The sequence below is a fragment of the Streptomyces sp. NPDC048434 genome (assembly GCF_043200375.1).
Classification (GTDB): Bacteria; Actinomycetota; Actinomycetes; order Streptomycetales; family Streptomycetaceae; genus Streptomyces.
The window spans coordinates 186,675-201,157 of the sequence record NZ_JBICXQ010000009.1 but is presented as its reverse complement, the minus strand read 5'-3'; the positions used below and the strand labels follow the sequence as shown (position 1 = coordinate 201,157).

Genomic DNA, 14,483 nt, shown 5'->3' with positions numbered 1-14,483 from the left:
CACGGGCCCCGTCCGAGAACCGGAGGGGGCCCGTGGCGCGGCGGAGGGGGGAGGTCAGGCGACCCTGGCCTTGGTGGCGTAGATGTCGACGTACTCCTGGCCGGACAGCTCCATGACGTCGCTCATCACCTCGTCGGTCACGGCCCGCAGCACATAGCGGTCGCGGTCCATGCCGTCGTAGCGGGAGAAGTCCAGCGGCTCACCGAAGCGCACCGTCACCGGGGCGATGTGCGGGCGGCCCTTGCCGCCGGGCTGCACCTTGTCGGTGCCGACCATCGCGAACGGGACGACGGGCGCACCGGTCATCAGGGTGAGGCGGGCGATGCCCGTACGGCCGCGGTAGAGGCGGCCGTCGGGGGAGCGGGTGCCTTCGGGGTAGATGCCGAAGACGCTGCCCTCCTCCAGGATCCGGCGGCCGGTCATCAGCGCCGCGACACCGCCGTGCCCGCCGTCCCGGTCCACCGGGATCATGCCGGCGCTGGTGAAGAACCAGGCCATCAGCCGGCCCTTGAAGCCCTTGCCGGTGACGTACTCGTCCTTGCCGATGAAGTACACCGGGCGCTTGACCACCAGGCTCAGGAACAGCGAATCGATGAAGGTGACGTGATTTCCGGCCAGGATCACCGGTCCGGTCGCCGGAATGCGCTCCATGCCCTCGACCTTCGGGCGGTACAGGACACGCATGAGGAATCCGAGAATCGCCTTCAGCACAATGCGGGACAACGGGCCCTCCGGGTCGCGACTGGTCAACGTCAAGCGGGCGCAGAACTCTGCAGCCCAGGACAATACTCGCGGGTCACTCCCGCTCGCACATCGGGTTCACGAGGTCGATACGCACAGTTGACGTGTGTTACCACCATGTTCCCTCCGAAGTTGTCGTGCGTCTCCCCGGCGTGACCCGTCCGTGCTTACGATCGGCCCGGTTCCCTGGGCCGGTGCGCAACACGCCTCACCGCACACCGGAAAACACCCGGAAGCACCTGGAACACCACAGAACACCTAGAGCGAGGAGTGTGGGCATGCACAATCGGCAGCAGCCGGGACGACGGATGGTGCTGGGCGCCGCGGCACTCGGCGCGGGAGCGGCGGTCTTCGGCACGGCCGGTCAGGCGAGCGCCGGTCAGCGAGCCGGAGTGCCCCAGGAGCTGCCGGTGCCGCTGATCGTCGGCCACCGCGGCGCCAGCGGCTACCGCCCCGAGCACACCTTCGGCTCCTACCAACTCGCCCTCGACATGGGCGCGGACGTCATCGAGCAGGACCTCGTCCCCACCAAGGACGGGCATCTGGTCTGCCGTCACGAGAACGACATCACCGCCACCACCGATGTCTCCGCGCACCCCGAGTTCGCGGACCGCAAGACCACCAAGACCGTCGACGGGGTCAAGCTGACCGGCTGGTTCACCGAGGACTTCACGCTCGCGGAGCTGAAGACGCTGCGCGCCAAGGAGCGCATACCGGGCAACCGTCAGCACAACACCCTCTACGACGGTGTGTGGGAGGTGCCGACCTTCGAGGAGGTGCTGCAGTGGGCCGAGCGTGAGGGCCGCAAGCGGGGCCGTCGCGTCTGGCTGCACATCGAGACCAAGCACCCCACCTACTTCCGGGGGCTCGGCCTCGGCCTGGAGGAGCGGCTGGCCAAGGCCCTGCGTGCGCACGGCCGGCACCGGAAGAACTCCCCGAACTTCCTGCAGTCCTTCGAACCCAGCAGCATCCAGCGTCTGGACAAGCTTGTCGACTGCCCCAAGGTCGTCCTGCTGGGCACGCTCAAGGACCGCCCCTGGGACTTCACGGCGTCCGGTGACCCGCGCACCGTCGCCGACCTCGTCAAGCCCGAGGGCCTGAAGTGGCTCGCCGGCTTCGCCCAGGGCATCGGCCCGGACCTGACCGTGATCATCCCGCGGGACGCCGACGGCAAGCTCGGCGAGCCCAGCTCCGTGGTCAAGGACGCCCACGCCGCCGGACTGGTGCTGCACCCGTATACGGTCCGCAACGAGAACACCTTCCTGCCGACCGATTACCGTCGCGGCACCGACCCGAATGCCTACGGGGACTCCCTCCGCTTCTTCCGGGCGCTCCTGGGCACCGGCATCGACGGCTTGTTCTCCGACAACCCCGACACCGCGCTGCTGGTGGCCGCGGAGTTCCGCAAGGGCTGACCGCCGGCCGCCCACCGCCGGCCGCCCGGACCGCCTGCGCGGCGGAGTACGGACCGGCACCACCTCCCCTGAACTCTCATCTGAGTTGGGAATGTCACAGGAGAGCTCGGTGCCGGTCCGTTCCGCCTGTCCCACATGCCTGCGCAGAATGCTCGCGGCGGAGATTGCCGCTGCCACATACCGGGGAACCCGGAAGAAGCAGTGTCAGCCACGCCATGACGGCGACGGGTACCCCGCGGCGCCGTCTGTCAGGGCACATCGTTCCGGGCGCACCCCTCTCACCCTCAGCGCCCGGACCAGCGAACCGAATAGGGGAGGCATACGCGCATGGGCACGAGCGTGACCATCTCTGCGGCGACCGACCAGGACGCCGAGCAGATCCTCAAACTCCAGTACCTCTGTTACCAGCAGGAAGCCGCGCTGTACGACGACTACGGCATCGAGCCGCTCACCCAGACGCTGCAGGCGCTGCGCGCCGAACTGGGCGAGGGCTGCGTCGTGGTGGCCAGGCTCGGCGAGGAGGTGGTCGGGTCCGTGCGCGGCACGGTCGACGAGGACGGCACCGCGCGGATAGCCAAGCTCATCGTGCACCCGCGGATGCAGCGGCACGGCCTGGGCGGACGGCTGCTCGACGCCGTCGAGGAGCGGCTGGCGACCGAGCGGTCGGCCACGCGCTACCGCCTGTTCACCGGTCACCGCAGCGAGGGCAATCTGCGGCTGTACCGCAGCCACGGCTATGCCCCCGTGGGCACCGAGCAGCTCACCCCCCGGCTGAGCGTGGTGACACTGGAGAAGGAGTTCCGCACCGAGGCCACCGCCGTGGGGACATCCCACGGACCGAGCCAGGGGGAGTTCGCCGCCCAGGCGTGAGAAAAGGGGAGGACGGGCCCTCGCGATGGCCGGGCCCGTCCTCCCCTCCCGCCTAGGCGGCCGCCTGCTCCGTACGGGCCCGGCGCAGCCACATCAGCCCGGTGACGGGCAGGATGACCGGAATGAAGAGATAGCCCATGCCGTAGTCCGACCAGACCGTGGCGTCGGGGAACGCGGACCGGTCGAGCAGCGTCCAGGTGCCGATGCCGAGCACTCCGAGCAGCTCCAGCGCGCAGCAGGCGAACGCGGCCCGGCGGGCGCCCTCACCACCGCGCACCAGCGAGAAGGTGATGAACCCGTAGACGACCGCGGAGACCGCCGAAAGGCTGTAGGCCAGCGGAGCCCGGTCGAACTGGGCGAGGAGCTGGTAGAGCGAGCGGGAGGCGGCCGCGACGGTGAAGACGCCGTAGAGCGTGACCAGCAGGCGCCCGGGACCGGTGCCCAGGGAACGCTTCGCCGGGGTGGCGGCCGTGGTGCCGTCCGCCCCCGTGGTCGCCGTGGTCTCAGGCACTGCCGCCTCCCCAGATGTCGAACAGCCGCACTTCCAGTACGGCCAGCACCACGGCGCCCGCCGCGACGGTGGCCGAACCCCAGCGGGTGCGCTCCGAGAGCGACATGAACCCGGTCGCCGGGACGCAGGCGGCCGCCCCGAGCAGATACGCGACAAAGAGCGCGGTGCCCTTGTCCGGCGACTCTCCGCGCGTCAACTGCACGACGGCGATGACCAGTTGGACGACGCCGAGCAGCGACACCAGAGCCATGCCGATGAAGTGCCAGTCCTTGGTGGGCTGGTCGCGGAACGCGGCGAAGCCGCACCAGGCGGCGAGGGCGAGAGCGGTCACCGCGACCGCGAGCGTCAGCGCGTCGATCACCGGGACCTCCGGGCCACGTGGCTGCGCGCCGTGGGGTTGTGGGGCATGGGGCGATGCTAATCGGCTGCGGGCGGGCGGCCGCGTCCGGCCCCACCGCGGCACGTACGCTCGTGAAGTATGAAGATCACCGCTGATGCGCTCCTTTTCGACAATGACGGCACCCTGGTCTCCTCCCTGGAGTCCGTCCACCGCTGCTGGTCCCGGTGGGCGAAGGAGTACGGCATCACCGAGCAGGCCTTCGCCCGGATCGAGCTGCACGGCCGCCCGGCGGCGGAGATCGTCGCCGATCTGGTGCCCGCGGACCGGGTGCCGGAGGCGGTGGCCCGGATCGAGCACCTGGAGGTCGAGGACGTCGCCGGGGGAGTCGTGCCGCTGCCCGGCACCCTCGCCCTGCTGGAGAGCCTGCCCGCCGAGCGGTGGGCCGTGGTGACCTCCGCCGGCCGCCGGCTGGCCGAGGCCCGTCTCGACGAGGCCGGGATCCGCACCAAGAATCTGATAGCCGCCGATGACATCAGCCGGGGCAAGCCGGACCCGGAGCCGTTCCTGCTCGCCGCCGAGCGGCTCGGGGTGGACCCGGCCCGCTGTGTGGTCTTCGAGGACGCACCGGCCGGACTGACGGCGGGCCGCGCGGCCGGCATGGTGACCGTGGCGTTGACCACAACCCACCCGGCGGAAGAGCTGTCGGCCGATGCCGTCATCACCACGCTCTCGGAGGTATCCGCGCAGGCCACGGACGGATCGGTGGAGATCACCATCGCGGAGTGAGGCAGTGTCCACGGGTCGGTCAGGCATGTCCGCTATCCGGACTGGCTTGATCGGCCCGTACGGCTGTCTGGTTTACTTGCCGCCATGACCACGACGAGCAACCGCACCCCTGCGACCGAGGCGTACCTGACGCCCGGTGCTCGTTGCATGTGTCGAATGTGTGACCGCTGAGGGCCCCCGCCTGAGCCTCGCGCCCCGAAGCGAGACCCTCCCCGAGCTCCTGCGGAGCAAGGGGGACCCCACCGCGCCGTGCGTCGCCCCCCGACGACGTCCGCCGCCCCGCGTCACCGGAACCGGGAGCCGGGCCCCCGCGCCCGCCGCCGCTCCCCGTTCCCCTCTGCCGCACTCGCAAGAATGCCCCGTGCCCGGCGGGCGAGCCGCCGAGCACTCGACAGTGACGGAATTCCCTAGTGATCACCACAACGGGCCTGACCAAGGTCTACCGTTCAGGAGACCGCGAAGTCACCGCCCTGGACGGCGTCGATCTGCACGTCCGCGAGGGCGAGGTGTACGGCGTCATCGGCCAGAGCGGCGCCGGTAAATCCACCCTCATCCGCTGCCTCAACCTCCTGGAGCGCCCCACCTCCGGCACGGTCACCGTCGCCGGCCAGGAGCTGACGTCCATCGCCGGACGCGGTAAGCGCGCAAGCGCCCAGCTCCGGGCCGCGCGCAGCCACATCGGCATGGTCTTCCAGCACTTCAACCTGCTGTCCTCGCGCACCGTCCAGGACAACGTCGAACTGCCGCTGGAGATCCTCAAGGTCGACCGCGGTGAGCGCTCCCGCAAGGCGCTGGAGCTGCTGGACCTGGTCGGCCTCGCTGACAAGGCCAAGGCGTACCCGGCGCAGCTCTCCGGCGGCCAGAAGCAGCGCGTCGGCATCGCCCGCGCGCTGGCCGGCGACCCCAAGGTGCTGCTCTCCGACGAGGCCACCAGCGCCCTGGACCCGGAGACCACCCGCTCCATCCTCCAGCTGCTGCGCGACCTCAACCGCAAGCTGGGCCTGACCATCGTGCTCATCACGCACGAGATGGACGTCGTCAAGACGATCTGCGACTCGGCCGCGCTGATGAAGAACGGCCGGGTCGTCGAGCAGGGCACCGTCGCCGAACTGCTGGCCACCCCCGGCTCCGAGCTGGCCCGGGAGCTGTTCCCGGTCGGCGGCGAGCCGTCGGCCGACGACCGCACCGTCGTCGACGTCACCTTCCACGGCTCGGCCGCCACCCGCCCGGTGATCTCCGAGCTGTCGCGCACCTACAACGTCGACATCTCGATCCTCGGCGCCGCCATGGACACCGTCGGCGGCAAGCAGGTCGGCCGGATGCGCATCGAGCTGCCCGGCCGCTTCGAGGAGAACGTCGTGCCCATCGGCTTCCTGCGCGAGCAGGGCCTCCAGGTGGACGTGGCCGATGTCGCTGGCCGAGCCGTCGACAACGCGCTGAGCGCCGTCACGGCCGGCGCCCCGCTGGAGAAGGAAGGTGCCAAGTGACCTGGACCGAGATGCAGCCGCTGCTGTACGACAACACGCTCGACACCCTCTTCATGGTGTGGTGGTCGACGTTCTACGCGGTGCTCATCGGCATCCCGGTCGGTGTGCTGCTGCATCTGACCCAGCGGGGTGCCGTCCTGCAGAACGTGGTGGTCAACAAGACGCTCGGCGTGATCGCGAACATCGGGCGGTCCTTCCCGTTCCTGATCCTGATCGTGGTGCTGATCCCCTTCACCCGCCTCCTCGTCGGCGTCTCGATCGGCCCGACCGGCGCGGTGGTCCCGCTGGCCCTCGCCGCCATCCCGTTCTTCGCCCGGCTGGTGGAGGCCGCGCTGCGCGAGGTCGACGGCGGCCTGGTCGAGGCCGCCCACGCGATGGGCGGCGGCACCTGGACCATCATCTTCAAGGTGCTCCTCCCGCAGGCTCTGCCCGCGCTGATCGCGGGCGTCACCACGCTCGTCATCCAGCTGATCGGCTACTCCGCGATCGCCGGTGCGGTCGGCGGCGGCGGCCTGGGCAACCTCGCCTACACCTATGGCTACCAGCAGTACGAGACCTCACTGATGATCGCCACCGTGGTGGAGCTGATCGTCCTGGTCTCCCTCGTCCAGCTGCTCGGTGACCTCGTCGTCCGCCGGCTCGCCGAGCGCGGCACCCGTGTCTCCGTCCTGCGGGTCGGTCTGCGCCGCGCCCGCGCCGAGGAGCCGGCCGCGGTCACCGAGGCCGCCTGATACCGGAGCCACCGCTCCACCCAAGAGCCCGGACCCTTTGCCGGGCGGACACCGCACGTGAACCCCCGCGTGTGAACAAGAAAGAGGCACTCTTCGTGCGCAACACCCTCAAGATCTCCGTCGCCATAGCCGCCGCCTCCGCCGTCGCCCTCGGCGCGAGCGCCTGCAGCGCCCCCTCCGACACCACCGCCAGCAGCGACAAGGGCGACAAGAACGCCCCGCTCGTCGTCGCCGCGAGCCCCACCCCGCACGGCGCCATCCTCGACTTCATCAAGAACAAGCTGGCGGCCAAGGAAGGCCTCAAGCTGGTCGTCAAGCCGTTCAACGACTACAAGATCCCGAACAAGGTCACCGACGACGGCCAGGTCGACGCCAACTTCTTCCAGCACAAGCCGTTCCTCGACACCTTCAACAAGGAGAACGGCACGCACATCGTGCCTGTCCAGAACGTGCTCATCGAGCCGCTGGGCATCTACTCCAAGAAGATCGACAAGCTGTCCCAGCTCAAGTCCGGCAGCACCGTCTCGGTCCCCAACGACCCCTCCAACGAGGGCCGGGCGCTCAAGCTGCTCGCCGACAACGGCGTGATCACCCTCAAGCCCGGTGCCGGCTCCGACGCCAAGCTGACCGACGTCAAGGACGACAAGGGCATCAAGATCACTGAGCTGGAGGCCGCTCAGACCGCGCCGCGCATCGACGACGTCGACGCCGCGATCATCAACGGCAACTTCGCCATCGGCGCCCACCTCAAGCCCTCCACCGACGCGCTCGCCGTGGAGAAGGCGGAGGGCAACCCCTACGCCAACTTCCTCGCCGTCAAGAAGGGCAACGAGAGCGACCCGCGGGTCAAGAAGCTGGCCAAGCTCCTGAACTCCCCCGAGGTCAAGAAGTTCATCCAGGACAAGTACAAGGACGGCTCGGTCATCCCGGCCTTCGGCCCGGCCAAGAGCTGACGCCTCTCCTGCCCTGATGTTTTTCCCCGCCGCCCACCCCCCTTCGGGGGGTGGGCGGGTGTAGAGGTGCGGTCGCCCGTACGCACGTCACCGGAAGGTGGCCGTCCGTACGCACGTCACCGGGCCCCGGACCCGCGCAGCGCGCGGCCGGGGCCCACGCGCGTGGCACACCCGCGGGCCCATGCTGCATGCTGGTGCATTCAAGACGGTCCAGACGGCCCGTGACCTCGCGGTCTCACAGCCCGCGACGTTCCGGAACACCACAGTCAACGGCGTGGGAGCAGCGGCATGACATCCACCTTTCCGGACATCTCCATCAGCACGGACCGGCTGGTGCTGCGCCCTTTCGAGGAAGCCGACGTACCCGCCCTCACCGCGATGATGAACGACGAGTTGGTCGCCGCCTGGACCGCAATACCCCAGCCGTACACCGAGGACGCCGCGCGGACCTGGACCACCGACAGCGCCCCCGCCGAGCGGGCCTCGGGCGAGGGCATCGACTTGGCCGTCACCGAGTTCCTCACCCAGCGCCTGGTCGGCGTGGTCCAACTGCGCAATACGGACTGGCGGATCCGCTCCAGCGAGATCAGCTACGTCGTAGCCTCCTGGGCCCGCGGTGAGGGGTATGCCTCCGAGGCCTCGCTCGCCGTCGCCCACTGGCTCTTCCATGACCAGAAGTTCGAACGTGTCGAGCTGCGCACCGCCGCCGGCAACACCGCCTCCCAGCAGGTCGCCCAGAAGATCGGCTGCATCAGCGAGGGCGTGCTGCGCAACGCCTTCATAGCCCGCAGCCGCACCGAGGACGGCGGCTGGACGGACATCCGCACCGACCTGATCGTGTGGAGTCTGCTGCCCGAGGACCTCGACGGGATCCCCGGCCGGCTGGCGGATGCGAACGGATTCTCCTACCCCGAGTGGAACTGACCACGCCCGCACTCCGGTCCGGACCTCTCGGGGTACCCTCGGCCTGCCGCGCACCCGCGCGACCCGCGCGGACCAGCGCCTCACAGCGGCACCCTCGCCGGCCTGCGGCCGCCCGCAGCCGGCCCGCCTGCTGACCCCGCCCGCGTAACCACAGCAGCACCAGGAGACTGACGAGCATGGCCGACCGGGTCACGGTGATCGGATGGGACGGCTCCGCGCTGACCGCCGCCGCCCGCTCCGCCCTCGGCGCGGCCACGCTGGTGGCCGGCGCCGCCCACCACCTCGCACTGCCCGAAGTCCCGCCGAACGCCGAGCGGATCCGGCTCGGCAGCGTGACCCTGGCCGCCCGCCGCATCGCCCAGCACCGCGGCACCGCCGTCGTCCTCGCCGACGGCGACCCCGGCTTCTTCGGCGTCGTCCGCACCCTGCGGGCACCCGAGCACGGCCTGGAAGTGGAAGTGGTACCGGCCGTCTCCTCCGTCGCGGCCGCCTTCGCACGGGCCGGCATGCCCTGGGACGACGCCCAGGTCGTCGTCGCCCACAGCCGTGATCTGCGCCGCGCGGTGAACGTCTGCCGCGCCCACACCAAGGTCGCGGTGCTCACCTCACCGGGCGCCGGGCCCGCCGAACTCGCCCTGCTGCTCGGCGGCGTCCACCGCACCTTCGTCATCTGTGAGGACCTGGGCACCGACCGCGAGCGGGTGACAGTACTCACATCCGACAAGGTCGCCGACCATGTCTGGCGTGACCCCAATGTCGTCATTGTCGTCGGTGGTTCGCCCGGCGGTGCCGCGGCCCAGGGAACCGGCTGGATCGCCGGCCGCGAGGCGGGTCATCCGACGGGCGCGCGCGGCTGGGGACTTCCGGCCAGTGCCTACGGCGGCGCCCTGGGCGAGGGCGAGTCCGTCCAGCTGCGTACCGCACAACTCGCCCGCCTCGGGCCGCAGGTGGGCGATCTGGTCTGGGACATCGGCGCGGGCAGCGGAGCCGCCGCCGTGGAGGCCGCGCGCTTCGGTGCCGCCGTCCTCGCGGTGGACGCGGATCCGGACGCCTGCGGACGCACCGCCGCCCTCGCCCGGCGCCACGGCGTCCAACTCCAGGTCGTGCACGGGCGGGCGCCGCAGATCCTGGAGGATCTGCCCGAGCCCGATGTGATCCGGGTCGGCGGCGGGGGAGTGGACGTCGTCACCGCCTGCGCGGCCCGCCGCCCCGAACGGATCGTCACCCACGCCGCCACCCGCGACGAGGCCGAAGCGCTGGGCCGGGCGCTGGCCGACGGCGGCTACGAAGTCGAGTGCGCGCTGCTGCAGTCCGTGGACCTGGACACTTCCGTCTGGGTCGAACGCGAGCGGGCCGTGGTGTTTTTGCTCAGCGGCTATCGCGTTTCTCACCCATGACCAGCACGGCAACCCGCGCGAGGTAGGCTGGCGGATCGTTGCGCCGCCGTTCCGCATTCGGCTTCGTACGCCAATATCCGGAAAATGCCGTGGTTTTGGCCGAATATGAAGCTCTGGAGAGCGGACGTGCCGCGAGGCGTGCTCGCTCGTTCTAGCTATCGGGCGTCGGCGCGCCCCGGTCGAGCGCGTCGCACGAGCGGTTGGAAGGAGCACTACCAATGGGCGAGGGGTACGCATGACCGACACCGGCCAGGTCCCGGGCGAGGGACAGCCGGAGAACGCAGGCGGACATCCCGGGCAGCCGCAGCCGGCGGCCGCTCCCTCCCCTGCCGACGCCGGACCGACGGAGCTGCCGGGCATGGTGCCCCCTCCCGGCGAATACCCCTATCTCGACCAGGCCGAAGGCGTCGTCGAGGACGACGATCTGCTGCTGATGCCGGGTGCCCAGGGCGCCTGGAGCGAGCAGCCGGCACCCCAGCCGCTCCCGCAGCCGCAGGAGACCCACCAGGGTCCGGACCAGCAGCCCCAGCAGGCCGCGCCGTTCGACCCGGCCGACCAGGGAGCCACCGGCTTCGAGCCGATGCCCGCCCAGGCCGGCGACCACGAGAGCGGCGGCCGGGACTCCGGTTCCGTCGACCTCAGCGCCGTGCGAATCCCGCAGCCCGCGGCACCGGAACAGCAGGTCCGCGCCGCGGCGCCCGCCACGCCCCAGCGCCGTCCGCTGCACATGGGTCCGCCCGTCCCCGATGCGACCGGCGGAGTGGTCCGTTCGCTCGCCGACCGCGGACCGGCCGATGCCCCCGCACAGCCCGCGCGGCACGCGGGACCGCCCACCGGCGGACCCGAATACTTCGACGTCCCGGCCGGGGCCCCCGAGGCCGCGCTGGGCGAACAGCCGCTGTCCGGCCCGCCGGCCGACGCGGGCCTGCCCTACGCCGAGCAGCCCTTCGGGGACGCGGCCGCGGTGGAGCAGGGCTATGCGACGCCGCCGTACGGTGGGCAGCCCTATGGCGAGCAGCCCTACGGCGGGCAGTTGTCCGCCGAGCAGACCTACGGGGCCGCAGGTCAGGGCCCGTTGCCCGGCCCGCAGCTCGGCGAGATCCCGTCGCAGGTGCCGTCGTGGAACGAGGCCGTGGCCCAGGCGGCGTCGGCCCCCCTTGCAGAATCGGTCGCCCCCGAGGCGCCCTCCGCACCCGTCACCGAGGCCGTACCGCCCGCCGAACAGCTGCAGCCGATGCCGATGCCGCTGCCGGCCGAGGGCGCGGCGGAGACCGGTGACGGCGCGGCCGTCACCGCGGAACCCACCGATGCCGTGCAGGACGCCCCGGCCGGGGCAGCGGCGCCGGCGCAGCCCCAGGACGTGACGGCGGACGCCCTGCCCGACGCGGCCGCGCCCGGTCAGGACGGAACGGCCGAGGCGGAGGCCGCTCTGCCGGAGGCCGCCGCACCGGACGTGCTGCCCGTACCGGACGCCGGTGCCGTGGCCGCCCAGCACCCCGAGGCCGTGGCCGCCGAAATCCCGCAGCAGCCTGCGGAACAGGGTGGGTCCGCCGAAGCCGGAGCCGAGCCCGACGCGCAGGCGCAGTCCGCCGGGGCCCCGGCCCCTGTCGCGGTCGAAGCCGTCGACCCGGCCGGGGAGCCCGCATCCGGGCAGCCGGCCGACGCCGCCGCCGACCCGGCCCAAACACCGCAGCCCGCCGACCTGGGAGAGGCCGTCGCCGGGCCCGAGGCCGCCGGTCGGCTCCAGCCCGCAGCCCCGGCCCCCGCCGCCGACGAGCCCCAGCCGCAGCCCGACACCGTCGCGCCCGAGGCCGGTACCGACGACTTCCCCATCGCCGCCCCCGCCCCCGTCGCTGCTCCCCAGGGCCCCGTCGCGCTGCCCGTCACCGAGAGTGGCGCTCCCCTGGAGCAGACGGTCATAGAGCCGCCCGAGACGCAGGAACCGGCCGCCGGACAGCCGCAGCCCGCTGCCCCCGTGGACACCGCGGGGCAGCCGGCCGCCGAGACGCCCGCACCGGAGGCCGCGCCGCAGAGCGCGGACGCCGTCGACGAGCAGGTGCCCGTGGGGGCCGGCCCCGACGACCCGGATCAGCTCGGCGAGGCGGACGACCCGATGGCCGGGGCGTCCTTGGATGCAGGCCCCGCCGCGGACGCGACGACCGACGGGACCGTGGAGACCGACGAGCCCGCGGAGACCGACGGGACCGTGGAGGCAGCCGAGCCCGGCGACCTCGCGGATCTGCCCGCGGACGCCCGGCCCGTTGCCGTCCACATCCCGGCCCAGGCCTCCGGCGAGCCGTCCACCGCGGACGACCCGACCCCGCAGACCGCCGCCGAAGAGCCCTCGACGGCCGGGCCCGCGCCCGACAGCGTCCCCGCCGCCGACGCCCCCGCCGACGAGAGGCCCCAGCAGCTGGACGCGGCCGAACTCGTCCAGCTCGGCGACGACCAGCCGCAGACGGACGGTGAGCAGCCGGCACCCGACGGCTCCGGCCCCGTGGCGCCCGACGCAGCCGATATGCCGTCCCCGGCCGCCGGGTACGACGACTCCGAGCGCGCCGCCGTGCACCGCGTGATGCGCGAACGCCGCGACATCCGCAACGGCTTCCGCGGCGACCCCATCCCCAACGAGGTGCTGCTGCGCGTGCTGGAAGCGGCTCACACCGCCCCCAGCGTCGGCCACTCCCAGCCCTGGGACTTCGTCGTCATCCGCTCGGACGAGACCCGCGAGAAGATGCACCAGCTCGCGACGGCGCAGCGGGAGGCCTATGCCAAGTCGCTGCCCAAGGCGCGCGCCAAGCAGTTCCGCGAGCTGAAGATCGAGGCGATCCTCGAAACGCCCGTGAACATCGTCGTCACCGCCGACTCCACCCGCGGCGGCCGGCACACCCTCGGTCGGCACACCCAGCCCCAGATGGCCCCGTACTCCTCCGCGCTCGCCGTCGAGAACCTCTGGCTCGCCGCCCGCGCCGAGGGCCTGGGCGTCGGCTGGGTGAGTTTCTTCGACGAGCGGGAGATGGTCCGCGAACTGGGCCTGCCCGAGCACCTCGAAGTCGTCGCGTATCTGTGCATCGGTTACGTCGACGAGTTCCCGGAGGAGCCCGAGCTGCTGCAGGCCGGCTGGTCCAAGCGCCGCCCGCTGTCCTGGGTCGTCCACGAGGAGACCTACGGCCGGCGCGCGCTGCCCGGCGAGAGCCCGCACGACCTCCTCCAGGAGACCCTGCAGGGCATCCGCCCGCTGGACGCCAAGGCGCTCGGCGAGGCCTGGGAGCGGCAGAAGCGGATGACCAAGCCGGCCGGGGCGCTGGGCATGCTGGAGATCATCTCCGCGCAGCTGTCCGGGCTGTCCCGCAAGTGCCCGCCGCCGATCCCGGAGCCGGCCGCCGTCGCGATCTTCGCCGGTGACCACGGGGTGCACGCCCAGGGCGTGACCCCCTGGCCCCAGGAGGTCACCGGCCAGATGGTGGCCAACTTCCTGGGCGGCGGCGCGGTCTGCAACGCCTTCGCCAACCAGGTCGGCGCCGAGGTCTGTGTCGTGGACGTCGGTGTCGCGTGCGACCTCCCCGCCACCCCCGGTCTGCTGCCGCGCAAGGTCCGCGCCGGCACCGCCGACTTCACGGCGGGCCCGGCGATGACTCAGGAGGACGTGCTCAAGGCGATCGAGGTCGGTATCGACACCGCCCGTGACCTCGTCGCGGCCGGCAACAAGGCGCTGCTCACGGGTGAGATGGGCATCGCCAACACCACCACCTCCGCCGCGCTGATCTCCGTCTACACCGGCGTCGACCCGGCCGAGGTCACCGGCCGCGGCACCGGCATCAACGACGAGACGCACGCCCGCAAGGTCGATGTCATCCGCCGCGCCCTGGAGCTCCACCAGCCCGACCCCGCCGACCCCATCGGTGTCCTCAGCGCGATCGGCGGCCTGGAGCACGCCGCCCTCGTCGGACTGATCCTCGGCGGCGCCTCGCTGCGTACGCCGGTGATCCTCGACGGGGTCAGCGCCGGCGCCGCCGCCCTGGTGGCCCGTGCCATCGCCCCCGAGGCGCTGGCCGCCTGCATCGCCGGCCACCGCAGCGCCGAGCCCGGCCATGTCGCGGCCCTGAACAAGCTGGGTCTGCGCCCGCTGGTCGACCTCGATCTGCGGCTGGGTGAGGGCACCGGTGCCCTCCTCGCGCTGCCCGTCGTGCAGAGCGCCGCCCGCGCCATGCACGAGGTCGCCACCTTCGACTCCGCCGGAGTCACCGAGAAGAGCTGAGCGGGGCAGCCACCGCCCCCGCATGACCCCCGGCCCGCAGCCCCATAGGCTGTGGGCCGGGGCCGTACCG

Annotated in this window: 12 protein-coding genes; 9 read left to right on the top strand and 3 right to left on the bottom strand. The window is 71.9% G+C overall.

Annotation, left to right across the window (positions count from 1 at the left end):
• Nucleotides 1–54: 54 nt before the first annotated feature.
• Entirely contained in the window at nt 55–723 is a 669-nt protein-coding gene (locus ACGFWI_RS13670; RefSeq protein ID WP_393906136.1) for a lysophospholipid acyltransferase family protein, read from the bottom strand.
• Between the two features lie 296 nt (nt 724–1,019).
• On the opposite strand from ACGFWI_RS13670, the gene ACGFWI_RS13665 reads away from it, so the two are divergent.
• Both ACGFWI_RS13665 and ACGFWI_RS13660 read left to right on the top strand, forming a co-directional pair.
• Nucleotides 1,020–2,156, top strand: coding sequence for a glycerophosphodiester phosphodiesterase (locus ACGFWI_RS13665; protein ID WP_393906135.1), 1,137 nt, complete (start codon nt 1,020–1,022; stop codon nt 2,154–2,156).
• Nucleotides 2,157–2,483: 327 nt separating this feature from the next.
• Entirely contained in the window at nt 2,484–3,026 is a 543-nt protein-coding gene (locus ACGFWI_RS13660) for a GNAT family N-acetyltransferase (RefSeq protein ID WP_393906134.1), read from the top strand.
• Nucleotides 3,027–3,078: 52 nt separating this feature from the next.
• Here the strand turns inward: ACGFWI_RS13660 and ACGFWI_RS13655 are convergent, their stop codons facing one another.
• Together ACGFWI_RS13655 and ACGFWI_RS13650 are read right to left on the bottom strand one after the other, a co-directional pair.
• Nucleotides 3,079–3,537: a hypothetical protein gene (locus tag ACGFWI_RS13655; RefSeq protein ID WP_393906133.1), complete on the bottom strand. Its 459-nt coding sequence runs from the start codon at nt 3,535–3,537 to the stop codon at nt 3,079–3,081.
• On the bottom strand, nt 3,530–3,898 hold the full coding sequence (locus ACGFWI_RS13650) for a hypothetical protein (protein ID WP_393906132.1): 369 nt from the start codon (nt 3,896–3,898) through the stop codon (nt 3,530–3,532). The genes ACGFWI_RS13655 and ACGFWI_RS13650 overlap by 8 nt, the downstream gene beginning before the upstream one ends.
• A gap of 117 nt (nt 3,899–4,015) precedes the next feature.
• On the opposite strand from ACGFWI_RS13650, the gene ACGFWI_RS13645 reads away from it, so the two are divergent.
• The 7 genes from ACGFWI_RS13645 to cobT all read left to right on the top strand — a co-directional run bounded on the left by ACGFWI_RS13645 (nt 4,016) and on the right by cobT (nt 14,413).
• Nucleotides 4,016–4,663, top strand: coding sequence for an HAD family hydrolase (locus tag ACGFWI_RS13645; RefSeq protein WP_393906131.1), 648 nt, complete (start codon nt 4,016–4,018; stop codon nt 4,661–4,663).
• A 410-nt stretch (nt 4,664–5,073) separates the two neighbouring features.
• Nucleotides 5,074–6,150, top strand: coding sequence for a methionine ABC transporter ATP-binding protein (locus ACGFWI_RS13640; RefSeq protein WP_393906130.1), 1,077 nt, complete (start codon nt 5,074–5,076; stop codon nt 6,148–6,150).
• Nucleotides 6,147–6,881: a methionine ABC transporter permease gene (locus tag ACGFWI_RS13635; RefSeq protein WP_393906129.1), complete on the top strand. Its 735-nt coding sequence runs from the start codon at nt 6,147–6,149 to the stop codon at nt 6,879–6,881. The genes ACGFWI_RS13640 and ACGFWI_RS13635 overlap by 4 nt, the downstream gene beginning before the upstream one ends.
• Nucleotides 6,882–6,976: 95 nt before the next feature.
• Nucleotides 6,977–7,834, top strand: coding sequence for a MetQ/NlpA family ABC transporter substrate-binding protein (locus tag ACGFWI_RS13630; RefSeq protein ID WP_393906171.1), 858 nt, complete (start codon nt 6,977–6,979; stop codon nt 7,832–7,834).
• Between the two features lie 288 nt (nt 7,835–8,122).
• Nucleotides 8,123–8,758 carry a GNAT family N-acetyltransferase gene (locus ACGFWI_RS13625; RefSeq protein WP_393906128.1) on the top strand — a complete coding sequence of 212 codons (636 nt, stop codon included), beginning with the start codon at nt 8,123–8,125 and terminating at the stop codon, nt 8,756–8,758.
• Nucleotides 8,759–8,934: 176 nt separating this feature from the next.
• Complete coding sequence (gene cbiE / locus ACGFWI_RS13620) at nt 8,935–10,155, top strand: precorrin-6y C5,15-methyltransferase (decarboxylating) subunit CbiE (protein ID WP_393906127.1); 1,221 nt, start codon at nt 8,935–8,937, stop codon at nt 10,153–10,155.
• 235 nt (nt 10,156–10,390) lie between these two features.
• Entirely contained in the window at nt 10,391–14,413 is a 4,023-nt protein-coding gene (cobT, locus tag ACGFWI_RS13615; protein ID WP_393906126.1) for a nicotinate-nucleotide--dimethylbenzimidazole phosphoribosyltransferase, read from the top strand.
• Nucleotides 14,414–14,483 lie beyond the last annotated feature (70 nt).